At 64.0% G+C, this 19,574-nt stretch carries 17 protein-coding genes; 4 read left to right on the top strand and 13 right to left on the bottom strand.

From position 1 onward, the window contains the following. Positions 1-60 precede the first annotated feature (60 nt). Both A3AU_RS0101025 and A3AU_RS0101020 read right to left on the bottom strand, forming a co-directional pair. Positions 61-702, bottom strand: coding sequence for a transferase hexapeptide repeat family protein (locus A3AU_RS0101025; protein ID WP_027051123.1), 642 nt, complete (start codon positions 700-702; stop codon positions 61-63). Between the two features lie 79 nt (positions 703-781). Further along, positions 782-1,300 (bottom strand): CreA family protein, encoded by a 519-nt coding sequence (locus A3AU_RS0101020; protein WP_027051122.1) that lies wholly within the window; start codon positions 1,298-1,300, stop codon positions 782-784. 185 nt (positions 1,301-1,485) lie between these two features. Between A3AU_RS0101020 and A3AU_RS0101015 the strand changes: the two genes are divergently transcribed. The 3 genes from A3AU_RS0101015 (at position 1,486) to A3AU_RS0101005 (ending at position 4,937) form a co-directional block, all read left to right on the top strand. Continuing rightward, positions 1,486-2,064 (top strand): SCO family protein, encoded by a 579-nt coding sequence (locus tag A3AU_RS0101015; RefSeq protein ID WP_027051121.1) that lies wholly within the window; start codon positions 1,486-1,488, stop codon positions 2,062-2,064. Positions 2,065-2,074: 10 nt separating this feature from the next. Next, complete coding sequence (locus A3AU_RS0101010) at positions 2,075-2,947, top strand: 50S ribosomal protein L11 methyltransferase (protein WP_027051120.1); 873 nt, start codon at positions 2,075-2,077, stop codon at positions 2,945-2,947. Between the two features lie 145 nt (positions 2,948-3,092). Further along, on the top strand, positions 3,093-4,937 hold the full coding sequence (locus tag A3AU_RS0101005) for an aminopeptidase P family protein (RefSeq protein WP_032916658.1): 1,845 nt from the start codon (positions 3,093-3,095) through the stop codon (positions 4,935-4,937). A 179-nt stretch (positions 4,938-5,116) separates the two neighbouring features. Here A3AU_RS0101005 and A3AU_RS0101000 read toward each other — a convergent pair whose 3' ends face one another. Together A3AU_RS0101000 and A3AU_RS0100995 are read right to left on the bottom strand one after the other, a co-directional pair. After that, complete coding sequence (locus tag A3AU_RS0101000) at positions 5,117-5,413, bottom strand: AzlD family protein (RefSeq protein WP_027051118.1); 297 nt, start codon at positions 5,411-5,413, stop codon at positions 5,117-5,119. Further along, complete coding sequence (locus A3AU_RS0100995; RefSeq protein ID WP_027051117.1) at positions 5,410-6,138, bottom strand: AzlC family ABC transporter permease; 729 nt, start codon at positions 6,136-6,138, stop codon at positions 5,410-5,412. Before A3AU_RS0100995 ends, A3AU_RS0101000 begins: the two co-directional genes overlap by 4 nt. Before the next feature lie 200 nt (positions 6,139-6,338). On the opposite strand from A3AU_RS0100995, the gene A3AU_RS0100990 reads away from it, so the two are divergent. Further along, on the top strand, positions 6,339-7,097 hold the full coding sequence (locus A3AU_RS0100990) for an SDR family NAD(P)-dependent oxidoreductase (protein WP_027051116.1): 759 nt from the start codon (positions 6,339-6,341) through the stop codon (positions 7,095-7,097). Positions 7,098-7,122: 25 nt separating this feature from the next. On the opposite strand, the gene A3AU_RS0100985 is transcribed toward A3AU_RS0100990, so the two are convergent. The 9 genes from A3AU_RS0100985 to A3AU_RS0100945 all read right to left on the bottom strand — a co-directional run bounded on the left by A3AU_RS0100985 (position 7,123) and on the right by A3AU_RS0100945 (position 19,323). Then, positions 7,123-7,818 carry a DUF2461 domain-containing protein gene (locus tag A3AU_RS0100985; protein ID WP_027051115.1) on the bottom strand — a complete coding sequence of 232 codons (696 nt, stop codon included), beginning with the start codon at positions 7,816-7,818 and terminating at the stop codon, positions 7,123-7,125. Then, positions 7,815-10,019, bottom strand: a complete 2,205-nt coding sequence (gene ligA / locus A3AU_RS0100980) for an NAD-dependent DNA ligase LigA (RefSeq protein ID WP_027051114.1) — start codon at positions 10,017-10,019, stop codon at positions 7,815-7,817. The genes A3AU_RS0100985 and ligA overlap by 4 nt, the downstream gene beginning before the upstream one ends. 133 nt (positions 10,020-10,152) lie before the next feature. After that, the gene (gene recN / locus A3AU_RS0100975; protein WP_027051113.1) at positions 10,153-11,826 is read right to left on the bottom strand and encodes a DNA repair protein RecN; all 1,674 of its coding nucleotides are present in this window, start codon (positions 11,824-11,826) and stop codon (positions 10,153-10,155) included. 216 nt (positions 11,827-12,042) lie between these two features. Continuing rightward, positions 12,043-12,915 carry an outer membrane protein assembly factor BamD gene (locus A3AU_RS0100970; protein ID WP_027051112.1) on the bottom strand — a complete coding sequence of 291 codons (873 nt, stop codon included), beginning with the start codon at positions 12,913-12,915 and terminating at the stop codon, positions 12,043-12,045. 262 nt (positions 12,916-13,177) lie between these two features. Then, positions 13,178-14,128, bottom strand: coding sequence for a UDP-3-O-acyl-N-acetylglucosamine deacetylase (lpxC, locus tag A3AU_RS0100965; protein ID WP_027051111.1), 951 nt, complete (start codon positions 14,126-14,128; stop codon positions 13,178-13,180). 280 nt (positions 14,129-14,408) lie between these two features. Continuing rightward, positions 14,409-16,097, bottom strand: a complete 1,689-nt coding sequence (gene ftsZ, locus A3AU_RS0100960) for a cell division protein FtsZ (protein ID WP_027051110.1) — start codon at positions 16,095-16,097, stop codon at positions 14,409-14,411. 66 nt (positions 16,098-16,163) lie between these two features. After that, positions 16,164-17,471, bottom strand: coding sequence for a cell division protein FtsA (ftsA, locus tag A3AU_RS0100955; RefSeq protein WP_027051109.1), 1,308 nt, complete (start codon positions 17,469-17,471; stop codon positions 16,164-16,166). Then, the gene (locus A3AU_RS0100950; RefSeq protein ID WP_027051108.1) at positions 17,468-18,409 is read right to left on the bottom strand and encodes a cell division protein FtsQ/DivIB; all 942 of its coding nucleotides are present in this window, start codon (positions 18,407-18,409) and stop codon (positions 17,468-17,470) included. The genes ftsA and A3AU_RS0100950 overlap by 4 nt, the downstream gene beginning before the upstream one ends. Continuing rightward, complete coding sequence (locus A3AU_RS0100945) at positions 18,397-19,323, bottom strand: D-alanine--D-alanine ligase (protein ID WP_027051107.1); 927 nt, start codon at positions 19,321-19,323, stop codon at positions 18,397-18,399. The genes A3AU_RS0100950 and A3AU_RS0100945 overlap by 13 nt, the downstream gene beginning before the upstream one ends. Between the last annotated feature and the right edge of the window lie 251 nt (positions 19,324-19,574).

Here is a 19,574-nt window from a genome sequence, read left to right as displayed (position 1 = left end):
CACCCCCGCATGGCGGAAGGGGTTTCAGTCCGGAGCTTGCCTCGCAAGCGTGTGCGGGCTCTAGTCGGCGTCGTTTTCCCAACGATCGAGGAAGGCCTCGATCGGCATCACCTGGATGTCGGGAACCGCCCTGGCGAGTTTATCGACCGGCCAGTCCCACCAGGCGAGCGCTTCGATCCGCGCCGCTGTGTCAGGCGCAAAGCGCGGCCTGAGCGGCTTCGCCGGCACGCCGGCGACGATCGTGTAGGATGGCACGTCCTGCGTCACCACCGCATTGGCGCCGACGACGGCGCCAATGCCGATGGTGATGCCGGGCATGACCACCGCGCCATGGCCGATCCAAACATCATGGCCGATGGTCACGGCTTTCGCCTGCCGCCGCTCGCGGAACGCCGCATCGACGCCCAGCCAGCGAAAATATTCGTTTGGCCGATAGCTGACCTTATGCTGGGTCAGCCTTTCGATCGGATGTTCCAGCGCGTTGATGCGGCTGTTGGCGGCGATCGAGCAGAATTTGCCGATGCTCGTATAGATCGCCTCGGCATGACGCTCGAAATAGGAGAAGTCGCCGACGCTCACCTCGCGCAGCACCACCCGCTCGCCGATCGAAGCGTAGCGGCCGAGCTTGCACGCCTTCAACTCCGCGGTTGGGTGGATGCGCGGCTCTGGATCTTTCAGGACGAGATTTTCGGAACGGTCCATGCCGGCGGCTTTACCTCCGAGCGACTGGTCCCGCAAGCGGGACCAATCGTCCGCCAAGCCAGTTCCAGTAAAGAGCCCCCTATTTCGGCTTGCCCTTGCTCCACACCACGCTCTGGCCGTAGAGCGGCACGGTTGTGACCGACATTTTGGCCGAGCCGTTCTGCACCTGGCGCGAATGCGAGAGATAGATCAGCGTCTCGTTGGTCTTGTCGTAGATGCGGTTCACCACCTGCTTCTTCCAGATCAGGCTTATGCCTTGCTTGAAAACCTCCTCGCCGCCCTCGCTCATGTCGATGTCGCCGATCGTGATCGGACCGGTCTGACGACAGGAGATCGAGGAATCGGAAGGATCCTCGAACCAGTTGCCCTTGTGCAGGCGATCGATGACGCTGCGGTCGAAATAGGAGACATGGCAGGTCACCCCCTCCACCTTCGGGTCCTTGATCGCCTCGACGATGATGTCGTTGCCGATCCAGTCGACGCCGACCTTGCCGACCTCTTCGGCGACGGCGCTGCCGGCGCCGAGCGCAACGCACGCGGCGAGCGCGCCGCCGATCAGTTTTCGCCCAATCCGTTCGCGCCCAATCAATTCGAGCAAAGGAGCCTCCTGCGGTTCGAGTTTCCGGTCTCAGGTGGGACGCGTTGTGCGGCTTTGCAAGCGGAAGCGTCAACACAACGGTTGCGGCAACGCGGCACTTTGCCTGCACGGGGCCGAACCGCTAAGAGTGTCGCACCGGCGCGGCATCGAGCCGGCGCGATGATTTCAGCGGACGGACTTTTCTGATGATGCGTTCTATCCTGGTCGGCATTCTCGTCTTGATGGCGGCGGGCATCGGCTGGCTGACCTTCGACTGGTATCGCGGCCATTATGGCGGCGAACCGTTCGGCGCCCCCTTCACGCTGGTCGACCAGAAAGGCGCGCCGATCACCGAGGCGGCGTTCCGCGGGCAGCCCAGCGTCGTCTTCTTCGGCTTCACCCACTGCCCCGAGGTCTGCCCGACCACGCTGTTCGAGCTCTCCGGCTGGCTGAAGACGCTGGGCGACGACGGCAAGAACCTGCATGCCTACTTCGTCTCGATCGACCCGGCCCGCGACACGCCGGCGGTGATGAACGCCTATGTCAGCAATTTCTCCGACCGCATCACCGGCATATCCGGCGACCCCGACAAAGTATACGCCATGGCTAAGTCGTTCGGCATCTACTGGAAGAAGGTCGATACCGGTGACGGCGACTACACGATGGACCACACCGCCTCGGTGCTGCTGCTCAACTCCAAGGGCGACTTTGCCGGCACCATCGCCTATGGCGAGAGCGCCAGCACCGCCGTGGAAAAGCTGAAGCGGCTCGCGGCCAAGGGTTGATCCGGACAACATGACCCAGACGCGGCTCCATTTCACCACCGGAAAGATCGAGGCTGAGCGCATATTCGCGGCGCTCGAGCTGGCCTTCGAGGAAGAAGGCCTGCCGATCGCCGTGCTGGAAGTCGACGAGGACCGGGACATCCACGAAGTCTCGCTCTATACCGATGGCGACGTCGACGCGGTCGAGGCGCGGGTAAAGGACGTTCTAACCGATCTAGCTCTGTCAAAACCGATCGAGCGTGAGGCGCTGCCCGACATCGACTGGGTGGCGCGCTCGCTGGAGGGCCTGAAGCCGGTGCGCGCCGGCCGTTTCTTCGTCCATGGCGCGCATGACCGCAGGAAGCGCCACAGCGGCGAACTCGCCATCGAGATCGAGGCCGGCCTTGCCTTCGGCACCGGTCACCACGGCACCACATCAGGCTGCCTGGAAATGCTGGAGAAGGTGGTGCGGCGCGAGCATCCGCGCAACGCGCTCGACCTCGGCACCGGCAGCGCCGTGCTGGCGATCGCCGTCGCCAAGCTGGCGCATATTCCAGTGCTCGCCACCGACATCGATCCGGTGGCGATGAAGGTCGCCGCCGCCAATGCGCGGCTCAACCACGTCAAGGCCTTGATCGAAACGGTGACCGCACCGGGCTTCCATCACCCGATCTTCGGCAAGCGCGCTCCCTTCGATCTGATCGTCGCCAACATATTGGCGCGGCCGCTGATGCGGCTGGCGCCGCAGATGGCCCGGCATATCTCACTCGGCGGCTCGATCGTGCTGTCAGGCATCCTCGAGCGCCAGCGCGACGCCGTCATCTCGGCCTATGTCGGCCAGAACTTTCGCCACGTGCGCACGCTGCACCGCGAAGGCTGGGTGACGATCCACCTCAAGCACTGAGGCAGGCAGGCCGTCAACGCTCCGGCTGGACCAGCCCCATCTGGTTGTCAGCCAGGCGGGGCTGTAGCAGGTTGCGCCAGCTGGAAATCGATTCCGATTTCCAGGGCCGTGAGCTACGGTTGAGCCAGTGCAAGGGAGGCCCATCATGTTCCAGACCTTCGATTCCGCGGGCGACCCTTCGGTCGGAAAGCCGCGCGTGGCGCTGCTGCGCCAATGGCTGGCCGCTAATGGCCTCGACGGCTTCATCGTTCCGCGGGCCGACGAGCATCAGGGCGAATATGTCGCCGATCGTTCGGCACGGCTTAAATGGCTGACCGGCTTCAGCGGTTCTGCCGGTGTCGCCATCGTGCTGCGGGACCGCGCCTTCATCTTTGTCGACGGGCGCTACACGCTGCAGGTGCGCAGTGAGGTCGATCTCGACATCTTTTCGGTCGAAAGCCTGGTCGACAACCCGCCCGCGGTCTGGCTCAAGGATCATCTGGGCAAAGGCGCGCGGCTGGGCTTCGACCCCTGGCTGCACACGATCGGCGAGGTCAAGGCGCTGCAGGCCGCGGCCGACAAGACCGGCGCCGTGCTGGTGCCGCTCGAGAAAAACCCGATCGACATCATCTGGAAGGATCAGCCCGCCGCGCCGGTGACCCCGGTCGAGCTGCATCCGATCGGTTTTGCCGGCGAACTCGCCAGGGACAAGCTGGCGCGGCTGGCAACAGTGATCGGCAAGGACGGCGCGACCCATGCGGTGCTGACCGACCCCTCCTCCATCGCCTGGGCCTTCAACATCCGTGGCGGTGACGTGCCGCATACGCCGCTGGCGCTCGGCTTCGCCATTCTCGCCGCCGACGGCTCGCATCAGTTGTTCATGGACAGCAAGAAATTCTCGCGCCAGGTCGCGGCCTATCTCACGCAGCTTGCCGATCCGCACGAGCCCGGCGAATTCGAGGCAGCGATCGCCGCGCTTGCCAGGGGCGGCGCCAAGATCGCGCTCGACCCGATGCTGGCCGCCGACAGGCTGCGCATGCTGGTGGAGGACAATGGCGGCACGGTGATCGCAGCCCCCGACCCCGCCCGCATCCCGCGCGCCACCAAGAACCAGGCCGAGATCAACGGCTCGCGCGCAGCGCATCGCCGCGACGGTGCCGCGGTGGCGAAGCTTTTGTGCTGGCTGGAGCGGCAAAAACCCGGCTCGCTTGACGAGATAGCGGTCGTCACCAGGTTGGAAGAAAGCCGCCGACAGACCGGCGAGGAAACCCAGATGCCGCTGCGCGATGTCTCCTTCGACACCATTTCCGGCGCCGGCCCGAACGGCGCCATCATGCATTACCGCGTGTCGCGCGCCACCAGCCGCAAGCTCAATGCCGGCGAGCTGTTCCTGCTCGATTCCGGCGCGCAGTACCAGGACGGCACCACCGACATCACCCGCACCGTGCCGATCGGCGAGCCGACGCAGGAGATGCGCGAGCGCTTCACGCTGGTTCTGAAGGGCATGATCGGCATTTCGACACTGCGCTTCCCCGCCGGCACACGCGGCTCGGAGATCGACGCCGTCGCCCGCATGGCGCTGTGGAAGCATGGCTGCGACTTCGCCCATGGCACCGGCCATGGCGTCGGCTCGTATCTGGCCGTGCATGAAGGCCCGCAACGCATTGCCCGCACCGGTACCGAAAAGCTGCTCGAAGGCATGATGCTGTCCAACGAACCCGGCTACTACAAGGAAGGGTCTTACGGCATCCGCATCGAAAACCTCATCCTGGTGACGCCGGCCGAACAGATTGAGGGCGGCGACATCGCCATGCATGGCTTCGAGACGCTGACGCTGGCGCCGATCGACATCAGGCTGGTGCGGTCGGACCTGTTGACGCGCGAAGAGTTGCACTGGCTCGACGCCTACCACGCCCGCGTGCTGGCCGAGATCGGACCAATGCTCGACGGCGAAACGCTGGCCTGGCTGGAAAAGGCGACAGCGCCACTGCCGCACGACGCGAAGATTTAGAGTTTCCGAGACGCAGGGCGTGTCGAGATTCAGGTCAGGACGAGCCGAAAATGGTGGTTTCCGAGAACCGGAGCGGAGCGTACTTTTGGGTACGTGAGCACAGTTCTACTGCGACGCAGTAGAACTGGGAAGCGCAGGAAGCCGTTTGCAGGCCGTCATCACCTGAATATCGAGATGCCCTACCCCACGAACTGCCGCGCTACGATCAGCGCCGCCGCGCCGGCCAGAAACATCGCCATCAGTCCGCCGCGCAGCGAAACCACGGCGGTGACGACAAGTGCTAGCCATTCCGCCGGTCCGGCATTCAACAGTTCCGGCGCCACCAGCGTCGTCAACACCGCCGCCGGCACGGCGTTGAGGCCGGCCTCGACACGCGGATGGATGTTGTCGAAGCGGGAGATGACCAGATGTCCGCCGATGCGCGTGAGGTACGTGGCGATGGCGCCGGCGATGATGATCCAGAATGTCGTGCTCATGGCCGCTCTTCCACTCCGCTATGGTGCGGCGGCAGGATGACGGCAAGCAGCACGCCGGCAATAGCGCCGATCGAAACATGCCAGGGAGAACCCACCGTCTTGTAGGCGATGATCGAGGCGCAGCCACTGGCCACGACCACTGGCAGCCACAGCGGCCGCTTTCGGAAGCCCATCACGAGGCCGAGAAAGTAGATCGGCAGCAGGAAATCGATGCCCAGCGCATGCGTGTCGGGAATGAGCTTGCCGAAGAGAGCGCCGAGCCCGCTCTCGACAATCCAGAACAAATAGACTGGCAGGCCAAGCCCCAGATACCAGGCGAAGCCGACCGTTTGGCCCGATTGCGCCCGCGCTTCGGCCACCGCGAATTGCGGATCGGTAAGGATGAAATAGCCAAGCGCCTGCTGCACGATCGGCCAGTGCGCGATGCGCCGGCCGATGCCGGCGGAGTAGAGCACATGGCGGAAATTGACGGCGAAGATCGACAGCACGATCAGCCACGGCGCAACATGCTGGCCGAACAGCTGGATGCCGACCATCTGGCTGGCGCCGCCGTACACCAGTGCGCTCATCAGGAATGCTTCGAGTACCGAGAAGCCCTGATCGACGGCAAGCGCCCCGAACAGCACCGCGAACGGCGCCGACGCCACCACCACCGGCATGGAGAGCCGCACGCCCTGCCAGAAGTCGCTTTTGCCGCCGCTCTGTGAGATCACGTCCGTCGCCATAGGCCGCTCCTGATGGAAACCGCCGATTTAGGAAGTGCGGCCCGCCTTGTCACACGAATTCGCTTGAGCCAAATGATCAGCGGAAATGATCGTCGCCAGCATGCGCGCGATATCGTGCATAGATACTGCTCAACAACGTTGCCTTTGCGCCGTCTGCGCCCCTATTGTCCTGTCATCGCGAATTTGCGGACGGGGCTCAGATGATCGCTTATGATTTCACCGGCAGGCATGCGGTCGTCACCGGAGCGGGCGGCGGCATGGGCGAAGCGATCACGCTGGCGCTGCTCGATGCCGGTGCCTCGGTCACCGCCATCGACATCAAGCCCCGCCCGGCCTCGCTTGCCTCCTATGACGACAGGCTTACCTTCGCCCAGGGCGACCTTACCGACGCCGCTTTCGTCGAGCGGACCATCGGCGGCGCCGGCCGCGAACGCGGCGGCATAGACTACCTCGCCAATGTCGCAGGGGTGCTCTGGTTCGGCCGCGACAAATCGGCTCTTGAGATGGACCTCGATGTCTGGGACCAGGTCTTCAACATCAACCTGAAGTCCTTCGTGCATACGGCGCGCGCGGTTGTTCCCCAGATGCGCGCCGGCGGCCGTGGCGGCGCCATGGTGCATTTCTCGACCATCCAGTGGTATCGCGGCGACCTGAAGCCGCAGGATGCCTATCAGGCGTCGAAAGCGGGCGTCTGCGCACTCTCGAAGTCGCTGGCCATGCAACTTGCCGGCGAACGCATCCGCTCGAATGCGATCTGCCCCGGCATGGCGCTGACGCCGCTCCAGGCGCGCTGGGACACCGAGGAGAAGCGCGCCGCGGTGGCCGACTACACCCCGCTCGGCCGCATCGGCACGCCGCAGGACATGGCCAATGCCGCGCTGTTCCTGCTCTCGGACGCGGCGAGCTATATCACCGGCATCGAGCTTGCCGTCGACGGCGGACTGTTGATGCGAATGTAGCCATCGCATCCCAAGTGCCGGAAATTTAACACTCCGGCACGTTGCCCTCGATCGCCCTGCCCCAGTCGAGCAGCGGCTTGGCGCGAAGGGTGAAATCAACGAGCTCATCGACAAGCGCAACCTTATGGATCCCAGCCGGATCGATGGCGTGGCGGACGGCGAAATGCCGGCTGCGGATGGCGCCGACGAGGTCTTTGTCCGTAACGTGCTCGAAGCCGCGTGGCGTGCGTTTCATGGCGCCTTCGGCATCGAGTTCGAGGCCGTTCTTCTTCAACGCCTTCACCATGGCGCGAAACCTGTCGGGCCACGTCTCGATGGCGCGCCGCATCGCCAGTAGCAGCGCTGCCTCCGGCTGCCACCAGGCGACGCCGGCAAAGCAGCCCTCGAGCCCGATGTGAATGTAGAAGACGCCCTGCACGGCCTTGCTGCCATCAGGCGACAGGATCGCCGAGACATGCCGGTTGTAGGGGCGCTTGTCCTTGGCAAAGCGCACGTCGCGATTGATGCGGAACAGTGATTTCTTGCGGTCACCGCGCAAGCCAAGCCCGGCATCCGCGAAACGCTGCGTCAGCGTGTCGACCAGATCGCCCAGGGGATCGCGCAACTCCTGTTCGAACAGATCGCGATTTTCCAGGAACCACTCGCGGCTCTGGTGGAAATCGAGTGCCTTCAGGAATGGAATGGCCTTTGGCCCGAACCCTTTGAACGCGCCGTCCGTCACGACTTGCCGACCCGCTGCAGCCAGGTGTCCTCGTCGATGACTTCGACGCCGAGTTCGCTGGCAAGCTTGAGCTTGGAGCCGGCACCCGGCCCCGCCACCAAGAGGTCGGTCTTGGCCGAAACCGAGCCGGCCACCTTGGCGCCGAGACGCTCGGCCATCGCCTTGGCTTCCGATCGCGTCATCTTCTCCAGCGTGCCGGTGAAGACGATGGTCTTGCCGGCGACCTCGCTGTCGGCCGAAACGGTGACGACATACGGCTTCGGCTTGACCTGCTCGAGCAGCTTGTCGAGCACGTCGTCATTGCGCTCATTGCCGAAGAAATCGCGCAAAGCACCGATCACCGTGTCGCCAATGCCGTTGACCGACGGAAAGACGGTGTGCGGATCCGCCGCCGCCGCGGTCTCCTTGCCGACGCGGATCAGCTCTTCGATGGTCGAGAAGGTCTTGGCGAGCACGGCGGCCGTCGTCTCTCCGATATGGCGGATGCCGAGCGCGAAGATGAAGCGGTCGAGTTCCGGCTCGCGGCGCGAATCGATGGCCGCAAACAGCTTGTCCAGGCCTTCATAGTTGCGGTCCTCGACACTGCGCACATTCTTGCGCGTCTTGCCGGACACCGCCTCGCGCTGCCTGGCCTGCTCCTCGCGCCGCTCGGCAAGTGCCTTGGTGACGGCCGGGCGACGATCCCGAAGCGTGAAAATATCGGCGGCCGTCTTGATCAGCCCGGCATTGAAGAATGTGTCGATGTTTTCGGCACCCAGGCCCTCTATATCCAGCGCTCCGCGCGAAACGAAATGGCGCAATCTTTCCACGGCCTGTGCGGCGCAGATCAGCTCGCCGGTGCAGCGCCGGCGCGAGTCCTCCTTGCCGGTCTTCTCGTTGATCTCCCGCGTCGCGGGCGAGCCGCAGACAGGACAAATATGCGGGAATTCGTAAGGCACGGCATCGGCCGGGCGCTTGTCGATGACGACGCTGACGATCTGCGGAATGACATCCCCTGCCCGCTGGATCACCACCGTGTCGCCGATGCGAACGTCGATGCCGTCGCGGATCGGCTGGCCGTTGCTGTCGAAACCCTTGATGTAGTCCTCATTGTGCAGCGTGACATTCTCGACCACGACACCGCCGACGGTGACGGGTGCAAGCCGCGCGACCGGCGCCAGCGTACCGGTGCGTCCGACCTGGATGTCGATCTTCTGAACTGATGTCATTGCCTGTTCGGCCGGGAATTTATGCGCAACGGCCCAGCGCGGCTCGCCGGTAACAAAGCCCCATCGGCGCTGCAGTTCCAGTTGGTCGACCTTGTAGACGACGCCATCTATGTCATAGCCGAGCGAGGAGCGTTGCTCCTCGATCAGATGGTAATGCGCGATAAGGTCCTCGACCGACTTCGCCCGCACCATCAAAGGACTGACCTTGAAGCCCCAGTCGGCGAATTTCTGCACGGCATCGTACTGGGTTGGCGCCGGATCCGCTGTCGTGAAGCCCCAGGCATAGGCGAAGAATTTGAGGTTGCGAGCGGCGGTGACGGAGGCATCCTTCTGGCGCAGCGAGCCGGCCGCCGTGTTGCGTGGATTGACGTAATCCTGGCCGCCGGCCGCCGCCGAGCGCGCCTTCAACGCCTCGAACTCGGCATAGGTCATGTAGACCTCGCCGCGTATCTCGATAACATCAGGCCAGCCAGAGCCTTTCAGCCTGGCGGGGATGTCGGCGATGGTCCGGAGATTGGCGGTGATGTCTTCGCCCACAGTGCCGTCGCCGCGCGTTGCGCCCTGCACGAACACGCCATTCTCATAGCGCAGCGAAGCCGACAGTCCGTCGATCTTCGGCTCGGCGGTGAAAGCGATGTCGAGGTCCTTGTCGCGATCGAAGAAGCGCCGGCCGCGCTCGATGAAATCAGCGACGTCCTCGTCGGTATAGGCCTTGGCGAGGCTGAGCATCGGCACGGCATGGCGCACCTTGGCGAAACCTTCCGCGGGCGCGGCACCCACCCTGCGCGACGGCGAATCGTCGCGCACCAAGTCGGGAAAGCGCGCCTCGATGGCGAGGTTGCGCTGCCGCAGCGCGTCATATTCCGCGTCCGTGATCGTGGGCGCGTCTTCGGCGTGATAGCGCACATCGTGCATGGCGATCTCTTCGGCCAGCCGCCGGAGCTCGGCTTCAGCCTCGCTTTCGCTGAGCGAATCGACAGGTTTTTCGGCCATGCTTTTCTCCCCCGAACGGTGGCGCGTCACAATAGAGCATGATCCCGAAAAGAGAGAACCGGTTTTCGGGAAAGATCATTCCTGAACAGCAGGATGGAGCCATATCCTGACTCGCCTCATGACGCAGTATGTCTTACGCCGCGCTTGTATTTTCACGCAGCAGCCGCTCGGCGGCGGCACGTGCCTCATCGGTGATGGTGGCGCCGGCCAGCATGCGGGCGATCTCCTCTTGCCGGGCCGTCCTGTCCATCTCGGCGATGCCGGTCGCCACGCGGTCGGTGCTGCCCGATTTGGAGATCAGGAAATGCGTCGCCGCGCGCGCCGCCACCTGCGGCGCATGGGTGACAGACAGCACCTGCACGCGCTTCGACAGCCGCGCCAGCCGCTGCCCGATCGCGTCGGCCACTGCGCCGCCCACACCGGTGTCGATTTCGTCAAAGACCAGCGTCGGCGCCGAGCCGCGATCGGCCAGCGCCACTTTGAGCGCCAGCAGGAAGCGCGACAGCTCGCCGCCGGAGGCCACCTTCATCATCGGCCCCGGCCGTGTGCCGGGGTTGGTGCGCACCCAGAACTCGATCTGGTCGATGCCCTCTTCCATGCGCGTCTCGGCCTCGCTCTTCATCTCGACGATGAAAGCCGCGCGCTCGAGCTTCAACGCCGGCAGTTCGGCCATCACGGCCTTGGTCAGGCCGACTGCCGCGGCGTGGCGAAGCGAGGAAAGCTGCACTGCCGCGATGTCATAGGCCTCGCGTGCCGCGGCCGCCTGCTTTTCCAGTCCATGCAGGCGTTCCTCGCCGGCATCGAGATCGGCGAGATCGGCAACCATCGTGTCACGCAGTTGCGCCAGGTCGTCGACGGCGACGCTGTGCTTGCGTGACGCCGCGCGCAGCGAAAACAGCCGCTCTTCCGCCTTCTCCAGCCGCTGTGGATCATACTCGGTCGCGCGAAGGGCAGCCTCGACGCCCGATTGCGCCGCGTCGAGCGACAGCATCGCTTCATCCAGCGATTTGACGACGTCCTCGAGCAGACCGGGCGCCTCCGTCGCCTTGCGCTGCAACCGCCTCAACAGGCTGGCGAGTTGCGGCAAGGGCGAGGATGGGCCGGACAGCACATCCTGCGCATCATGGATTTCGGAAGCGATCTTTTCGGCGCGCATCATATGGGCGCGCAGTTCTGCCAGTTCCGTTTCCTCGCCGGGCTGCGGATCGAGCTTGGTCAGTTCCGCCACCGCGGCGCGCAGATAGTCCGCCTCGCGCGCTGCGGCCGCCACCTTGGCGCGGTGGCGCGTAAGCTCCTGCTCACCGGCGCGCCAGTGCCGCCAGGCCTCGCCGGTCGAGCGAACGGCGCCGAGATGGCCGCCGAAAGCGTCGAGCACATCACGGTGAGCGCCGGGATCGACCAAGGCGCGCTCGTCATGCTGGCCGTGAATCTCGACCAGCGCACGGCCGACATCGCGCATCAGGGTCACGCTGGATGGCTGGTCGTTGACGAACACGCGGGTGCGGCCGTCCGCCGTCTGCACGCGGCGCAGGATGACGTCGCCGTCATCCTCGATGGCGTTTTCGGCAAGCAGGGCGCGCACCGGATGGTTGCGCGGCACATCGAACACGGCGATGACCTGGCCTTGTAGCGCGCCATGGCGCACCAGCGAGGCGTCGCCACGCGCGCCGAGTGCCAGCGACAGGGCATCGAGAAGGATGGATTTGCCGGCGCCGGTTTCGCCGGTCAGCACGGAAAGGCCCGGCTGGAAGTCGATATCCAGCTTCTCGATCAGGACGATATCGCGGATCGACAGTCTGGAAAGCATCAGAACCCGGACCTCAGGCAATTCCAGGAAAAGTGCGTAGCGGTTTCCCACCGGAATTGCGTCAACAACGAGACAGGACGGTTCAGCGCTTCAATCAAATCGCTGAACCGCTTTGGAAGCGGCATGCGACCAATCAGAGTCGCAGCGCCGCACTATCTTTTTGTTTCAGCATCGGATCAATCCGAAAAAGCGCGTCGCTGCGACGCGCTTTGGATGTCAGGCGCCGGTGATCAGCTTCCCGGCCTTGGATATCCACGAGCCGGCATTCTCGCGCGGCGCCAGGCCGTTGCTCTGCAACAGCTTATAGGAATCCTTGTACCACGGGCTGTCGGGGTAGTTGGTGCCGAGCACCGCGGCGGCCGTCTGGGCCTCGGACGTCAGCCCCAGCGCGTAATAACTTTCAGTCAGGCGGGCCAATGCTTCCTCGACGTGACGTGTGTTGGAATAGCTTTCGACCACGGTGCGGAAGCGCTTGACGGCGGCGATATACTCGCGGCGCTCCAGATAATAGCGGCCGATCTGCATTTCCTTGCCGGCGAGCTGGTCGTTGGCGAAGCGGATCTTCTCCTTGGCGTCGTCGACATATTCCGACGTCGGCCAGCGGGTGACCAGATCCTGCATCGTCTGCAGGGTCTGACGCGCTTCCTTCTGATCCTGCGTCACATCCTTGATCTGGCGATAGTAGCTCAGGCCGATGATGTACTGTGCATAGGGCGCGTCCTCAGTGGACGGATAAAGCGCTAGATAGCGTTTGGCCGAAGAGATCGCGTCGTCGTAGCTGCCCTTCCGATAGTCAGCGAAGGCGCCCATCACCATCGATTTGCGGGCCCATTCCGAATAGGGATGCTGGCGGTCGACGGCGTCGAACTTCTTGCTCGCCTCATCGAGGCGTCCCGCATTCATGTTGGCGAGGCCCTGATTGTAGAGGACATCGGCCGGTTCGGTCTGGTCGACATAGGTCGACAGGTTGATGTCTTTTTCCGGCGACGACATGCAGGCCGACAGAAAGAGCGATGGAACAACCAGCGAAAGCCCCAGGAGAACAGACCGCTGTGGCGCTTTCGATTGACCGACTCGCGTGAAGAACATGATTGGATTGCGCCCTTTCGGCGTTATTTTAATGCCTCTTGCATGCAGTTGTCCCAAAACTGGTCCCCACTTTTGAGCGACATGCACTAATCGACGGCAGCAGCCATAAACCATAACCGCCTTGCCCGGCAACGCTATCTCCGGGCAATCGCGCATTTTTGTGGCGGCGAAGCGCGGCTTGCTCGTCCACGCCATTTCGCTGGCCGATGATGCATTCATGCAACACCCGCACGGCCATCCTATCAGAGAAAAATGAAGAGAATCAGATCATCCAAGGAGCGTAGAGCGGCGCATTGACGGCGCTCATCTCCGCCGCACGGCCACGCTCGCGGCGTGTCGTCTCGACGATCTCGAAGGCCGTGCGGTCCGACAGCAGGCGCCGCAGCGCCGCCGCGTTCAGCCTGTGGCCGCCGCGATAGGAACGGAAACAGCCGATGAAGCGGGCACCGGCCAGCGCCAGGTCGCCCATGGCGTCGAGCGTCTTGTGGCGCACGAATTCATTGGGATAACGCAAGCCGCCCATATTGATGACCCGGTTGTCGTCGCCGATCACCAGCGAGTTTTCGAGCGAGGATCCCAGTGCATAGCCGGCGGCCCACAGCCGCTCGACATCCTTCATGAAACCGAAGGTACGGGCCCGCGCGATGTCGCGGCGGAAAATGTCGGCATTGATATCAGAGGCGAAGAGCTGACGGCCGATGGCCGGGCTTTCGAAATCGATCTCGACCTCGAAGCGGGTGCCGTCATAAGGCCTGAACTCCGCCCAGGAAGCGCCGTTCTCGATGCGGACCGGCTTGACGACCCTGATATAGCGCCGCTTGACCGGCAACGTCTCGATTCCCGCGTGGTCGATGGCTTCCACGAAGGCCATGGCGCTGCCGTCGAGAATCGGCACCTCGTGGCCGTCGATCTCGATGAGAACATTGTCGATGCCGAGCCCGAACAGGGCGGCCATGATGTGCTCGACCGTGGCGATATGCTCGCCTGCGGGATCGCCAAGCATGGTGCACAAATCGGTGGCGCCGATTTCGGAAAACAGGGCACGGAACTCGCGGCCCGGCCCTTCCTCATTGAGGAGCTGGAACACGATACCGGTATCGGCATCCGCGGGCAGGAAACTGATGGAAACTTCTTTGCCACTGTGAACGCCGGTGCCCGTAAGCGACGCGCGCGTCTTCACTGTCGTCTGATGGTCGTGCAAGACAATCCCCATAAGCCCGAAATGCCTAGGTCCGCTTCTCCAGCCCGAGGGCGCGGCTCTTGTTAAATCGGCAGGCAGGGGCACTTCCCCCGAAATCCCGGCGCACCGACCATGGTAGGCAGCGAAGATAGTGTCCTGGCAGGGAGACTCCAAATCACGGTTTCTTACCCTTTGTAACCGCGAGCCGGAGCGAGCTCGACATTGTAACCTTCTGATTTTACACCATTTAAAACGTTAACAGGCAAGCAATTCCTTGCCTGCCTGTTAACAATTGTTACGGTCCGTTAACCGCTCAGTTGGCTTGGCGGCGCAGGAACGCCGGAATCTCCAGCTGATCGTCATCCTGAGTCGCCCTGGTCTGCGGCGTCAGGCGGCCCTGGTCGTCGAGCTGGCCGCGGCGCGGCGCGTAGAGCTGGGCGTCCTGGCTGGCGAGCCGGCGCACTTCGGGGGCAGCCTGGCGCAGCTTGGGCTCGCGCGGCTGTGCCGGCTGCAGCCTTGCAGGCTCCTCCTCGCGACGGGTCAGGCCATTGGTCAGGCGCTTCAGGAGGCCCATCGGCCCGCTGTTGTTCTCGTGGTCCACCGGGCGGCTCTTGGCGTCGACTTCCGCCTTCACCACCGGCGGAAAGTCCTCGACTCGCGGCATGCGCTGCGGCGCCATCGCCACCGGCTGCTGGACCTCGCGCAGCATTTCACGCGGCTGCGGGGCCGGCTGCATCATCTGCTGGACGACCGGCTGCGGCATCGGCTGCTGCGGCGGCGCCTGGAAGATCTTGCTCTGCGGGCGGAAATCGTCGGCATGGGCGACCGGAGCCGGACGGGCCTGCGCCATCGCCGCGGCATTTGCCTCGGCGAGCTGGATCGCCTCGGCGACCGGGTCGGCGGCACGCGGCTCGTAGACAGGCTGCTGGACCGGCGCCGGGCGGCTTTCCACCGCGGCGATGGCCGGGCGGGCGGCCGGCTTCTGCTGCGGCGGCGCGGCACGGATCGAGATCGGCGCGGCGGCGATGTCGGCCGCCGACTTGTCGATACCCGTGGCAACCACCGAGACCCGGATGACGCCTTCGAGTTCTTCGTCGAAGGTGGCGCCAAGGATGATGTTGGCGTCCTGGTCGACTTCCTCGCGGATGCGGGTCGCCGCCTCGTCGACTTCGAACAGGGTGAGGTCGCGGCCGCCGGTGATCGAGATCAGCAGGCCCTTGGCGCCCTTCATCGAGGTCTCGTCGAGCAGTGGGTTGGCGATCGCAGCCTCGGCGGCGGCCATCGCACGGCCCTCGCCCGAAGCTTCGCCGGTGCCCATCATCGCCTTGCCCATCTCGCGCATCACCGAACGCACGTCGGCGAAGTCGAGGTTGATCAGGCCTTCCTTGACCATCAGGTCGGTGATGCAGGCAACACCGGAATAGAGCACCTGGTCGGCCATGGCGAAGGCGTCGGCGAAGGTGGTCTTGTCATTGGCCAGCCGGAACAAGTTCTGGTTGGGGATGACGATCAGGGTGTCGACGCATTTCTGCAGTTCCTCGATGCCCATGTCGGCCGTCTTCATGCGGCGCTGGCCTTCGAAATGGAACGGCTTGGTGACGACGCCGACGGTGAGGATGCCCTTTTCGCGCGCGGCGCGGGCCACCACGGGAGCAGCACCGGTTCCGGTGCCGCCGCCCATGCCGGCGGTGACGAAGCACATATGGGTATTGGTGAGATGGTCGAGGATCTCGTCGATGCACTCTTCCGCCGCCGCGCGGCCGACTTCCGGCTGCGAGCCGGCGCCGAGGCCTTCGGTGACATGCGCGCCAAGCTGGATCAGCCGGTCGGCCTTCGACATGGTCAGCGCCTGCGCGTCGGTGTTCGCCACGACGAACTCGACACCGCGCAGACCGGCGGTGATCATGTTGTTCACGGCATTGCCGCCGCCGCCGCCGACACCGAACACGGTGATGCGCGGCTTAAGCTCGGTGATGTCCGGCTTTTGCAGATTGATGGTCATTGTCTCCGTCCTTTGCCTTTCACGCCGCTTCGCCGCCGCGGCCGCCTATGGGGCTGTCCCCGTCAATTAGAAACTGTCTCTCAACCACTGACTCATGCGATGCAGTTTTCCACCCGTTCCGGTCATCTTGAGACCGGAAATGCCTTTCGCCGGATGGCTCTCGAAGCTCGCCATCTGCGGATAGATCAGAAGCCCGACAGCGGCCGAGAAGGCCGGTCCCTTCGCGGCTTCGGGCAGGCCGGCCACGCCGAGCGGGCGGCCGATGCGCACATTGCGCCCCAGGATGCGGCGCGCCGCCTCCGGCAGGCCGGCCAGCTGGCTGGCGCCGCCGGTGAGCACGACGCGCTTGCCGACCGCATTGCCGTAGCCGGACTTGTTCAGCCGGTCGCGCAGGAGTTCGAGCGTCTCGTCGATGCGGGCACGCACGATGCGCGTCATCACCGAGCGCGGGATCTGCAGTGGCACGTCGCCATCGTCACCGATCGGCTGGATCGAAACCAGGTCGCGGTCGTCGGCACTGCCCGGCAGCGCCGAACCATGCATGACCTTGAGCCGTTCGGCGGCATCGAGCGAGGTCGAAAGCCCTTTGGCCATGTCGAGCGTGACATGATTGCCGCCAATGGCGATGGCGTCGCCATGAACGAACTTGCCTTCCGAAAACACCGAAATGGTCGTCGTGCCGCCGCCCATGTCGATACAGGCCGCGCCCAGTTCCAACTCGTCGTCGACCAGAGCCGCCAGCCCGCTGGCATAGGGCGTCGCCACCATGCGCTCGACCGACAGATGCGAGCGATTGATGGAAAGCTCCAGGTTGCGCATCGGGGCGGCGTCGCCCGTCAGCACATGCATGTCGACACCGAGCGCATCGCCGACCATGCCGCGCGGATCGCGCACGCCGCGTTCGGCATCGAGCGAGAAGCCGACGGGCAGCGAATGGATTACCTCTCGCTCGGCTTTCAGCGCCTGCTTGGCGCCCGCGCCAAGCACGCGCTTGATGTCGGCCTCGTCGGCCTCGTGGCCGCCAAGATTGATGGTTGCCGAGAAGCTTTCGCTCTTCAGCCGGCCGGCGGTCATGTTGACGATCAGCGAATCGACCGTCAGCCCCGCCATGCGCTCGGCGGCGTCGACGGACAGGCGGATGGCATGCTCGGCGCGGTCGAGATCGACGACCACGCCCGACTTCACGCCTTGCGACTTCTGATGGCCGATGCCGATCACCTGGATGCGGTGCGAGCGGCCGCGCAAAAGCTTGCCGTCATCGTTCGGCTTGAGCTTGGCCACCATGCAGCAGACCTTGTTCGAGCCGACATCCAGCACCGTGAGAGTGCCGGACCGGCGCGACGAGGCATCGCCTGAACCGCCAAGCCAGCTCATATCTTCGTCTCCGGCTTGCGCTTGAGGGTTTTCGGTTTTTCGTTGAGCGCGGCTTCGCGCTGCGTCGCCGCTTCGGGCGTCAGCTCCACGACCAGCCGGTCGGTCAGGCGCATGTCGACAGCGGCGATGTCGCGCGACAGCAACCCTTTTTCCTTGTCCATCGTGACGAGTTCGGCCAGCGCCTGGTCTTCCGCGCCCTCGGGCAGCTTGACGGTGATGCCATTGTCCAGCTTCAGGTCCCAGCGCCGATCGCCAACGCGGATATAGCCTTTGACCCGGCTCGCCAGAGCAGGATACTTTTCGATCTTGGCGAGGAAATCCGGCGCCTTGGCCGGCGCGCCGTCGCCGATCAGCAGCGGCAACAGCACCTGCTTGCCGCCGGAGAACGGCGCGATGACAGCGCCATCCTTCTCGATGACCGAAAGATCATTGCCCTGCTGCCACAGCGCGAAGGCCTCACGTTCCTCGACGCGCACTTCCAGCGTGTGCGGATAGACCTTGCGCACCGCCGCCATCTCGACCCACGGCAGGCCGGAGATGCGCTCGCGCGCCGCTTCCGCGTCGAAGCCGATCAGCGAAGTCCAGCCGTCGAGTTCGAGCCTGTCGAGAATGTCGATCTCGGAGGTCTGGCGGTTGCCGACCACCTTGACCTGATCGACGGCAAAGCCGGTGCGGGCGGTGATGCTCTGGATGATGCCGTCGGCATGGCCGCCGAGATAGGAACCGTAGACACCGCTCGAAGCAAGCAGCACGGCCGACATGATCGCGGCGGAGAAGCGCGGCGCCTCGAAGTCACCATAGCCAAGGCGCGCCAGGATGCGAACCGGGCGGCGAAGCACGCGCGGCAGCACGAAATGGCCTGATGGCAGCGACAAGCCGAACAGCGACGGCCCTGCCGCGCCCTTCCCCTTGCCCTGCCCCCATTTCAACGCAGACACGAAGCGTCCTCCACCATCCAACTCAACAATTCACCAAACGAATGCCCGGCATGGGCTGCGATTTCAGGCACCAAAGACGTCGGCGTCATGCCCGGCTGAGTGTTGACCTCGAGCCATACAACCTCGCCATTTTCGGAGTGACGATCGTCATAACGGAAGTCCGACCGGGAAACGCCCCGACAGCCGACAGCTTGGTGAGCCTTGAGCGCCAGTGTCTGTATTTTTTGGTAAATATTCGGTGAAACTTTTGCGGGGCATTCGTGTTTTGATCCGCCCGCGACATATTTTGAATCGTAATCGTAGAAGGAATGGCCCGTCGGGATGATCTCGCAGACGCCGAGCGCCACATCGCCCATGACGGCACAGGTCAGCTCGCGCCCGTGGATGTAACGCTCGACCATGACGGTATCGCCATATTTCCACTCGGACGAACCGACGACCTGCGGCGGATGCGACTGCCCCTCCGACACGATGACGACGCCGAAGCTCGACCCCTCATTGACCGGCTTGATCACGTAGGGCGGCTTCATCGGGTGCTTGTTCTGAATGGCGAAGCGATTGGCGACCTTCGATTCGGCGACAGGAACGCCGACCGATTTGACGACCCTCTTCGCCTGCTCCTTGTTCATGGCGAGGGCCGAGGCGAGCACGCCAGAATGCGTGTAGGGAATGCCGAGATATTCGAGGATGCCCTGGATGGTACCGTCTTCGCCGAACGGGCCGTGCAGCGCATTGAAAGCGACATCAGGCCTGAGTTCGGCAAGCACGGAGCCGACATCGCGCCCGACATCGACGCGGGTGACTTGATAGCCTTCCTTCTCCAGCGCATCGGCGCAGGCCTTTCCAGAGGACAGGGACACGGGCCGCTCGGACGAAAAACCTCCCAACAGGACGGCCACATGCTTACTTTTCATTCCCCGTCATCCCCTCTCATGGCGGACCAGAAACCAGATTTCCGCAACATTGAGTCCGAGTCTCCCGGCAGGTTGCCCCCCCAGACGGAAAACGCGGGTAACGCGTCGAACGACTCAAATCAGGAAACGCTTTAAGTGCAGAGAATCAGAGAGTTGATTCACTGGCAAGTATTTATGATTCCGAGAGATTCACTTTCTGAGAAAATGGCTGCGAAAACCGCACGGCTGAGTCTTTGCGGCAACGGTTTCGC

The sequence above is a fragment of the Mesorhizobium erdmanii USDA 3471 genome, from assembly GCF_000472705.1.
In the GTDB taxonomy this organism is placed as follows: Bacteria; Pseudomonadota; Alphaproteobacteria; order Rhizobiales; family Rhizobiaceae; genus Mesorhizobium; species Mesorhizobium erdmanii.
The sequence above is the reverse complement of the archived record's forward strand: the minus strand, read 5'-3'. Positions and strand labels throughout refer to the sequence as shown.

Excerpts from the sequence above, each read along its gene's own strand:
- A3AU_RS0101005 (WP_032916658.1), top strand. The coding sequence starts at position 3,093 with ATGTTCCAGACCTTCGATTCCGCGGGCGACCCTTCGGTCGGAAAGCCG.
- A3AU_RS0101010 (WP_027051120.1), top strand. The coding sequence starts at position 2,075 with ATGACCCAGACGCGGCTCCATTTCACCACCGGAAAGATCGAGGCTGAG.
- recN (WP_027051113.1), bottom strand. The coding sequence starts at position 11,826 with ATGCTTTCCAGACTGTCGATCCGCGATATCGTCCTGATCGAGAAGCTG.
- lpxC (WP_027051111.1), bottom strand. The coding sequence starts at position 14,128 with ATGGGGATTGTCTTGCACGACCATCAGACGACAGTGAAGACGCGCGCG.
- ftsZ (WP_027051110.1), bottom strand. The coding sequence starts at position 16,097 with ATGACCATCAATCTGCAAAAGCCGGACATCACCGAGCTTAAGCCGCGC.
- ligA (WP_027051114.1), bottom strand. The coding sequence starts at position 10,019 with ATGGCCGAAAAACCTGTCGATTCGCTCAGCGAAAGCGAGGCTGAAGCC.
- A3AU_RS0100945 (WP_027051107.1), bottom strand. The coding sequence starts at position 19,323 with ATGAAAAGTAAGCATGTGGCCGTCCTGTTGGGAGGTTTTTCGTCCGAG.
- A3AU_RS0101015 (WP_027051121.1), top strand. The coding sequence starts at position 1,486 with ATGATGCGTTCTATCCTGGTCGGCATTCTCGTCTTGATGGCGGCGGGC.
- A3AU_RS0100990 (WP_027051116.1), top strand. The coding sequence starts at position 6,339 with ATGATCGCTTATGATTTCACCGGCAGGCATGCGGTCGTCACCGGAGCG.
- A3AU_RS0101025 (WP_027051123.1), bottom strand. The coding sequence starts at position 702 with ATGGACCGTTCCGAAAATCTCGTCCTGAAAGATCCAGAGCCGCGCATC.
- ftsA (WP_027051109.1), bottom strand. The coding sequence starts at position 17,471 with ATGAGCTGGCTTGGCGGTTCAGGCGATGCCTCGTCGCGCCGGTCCGGC.
- A3AU_RS0100970 (WP_027051112.1), bottom strand. The coding sequence starts at position 12,915 with ATGTTCTTCACGCGAGTCGGTCAATCGAAAGCGCCACAGCGGTCTGTT.
- A3AU_RS0100995 (WP_027051117.1), bottom strand. The coding sequence starts at position 6,138 with ATGGCGACGGACGTGATCTCACAGAGCGGCGGCAAAAGCGACTTCTGG.
- A3AU_RS0101000 (WP_027051118.1), bottom strand. The coding sequence starts at position 5,413 with ATGAGCACGACATTCTGGATCATCATCGCCGGCGCCATCGCCACGTAC.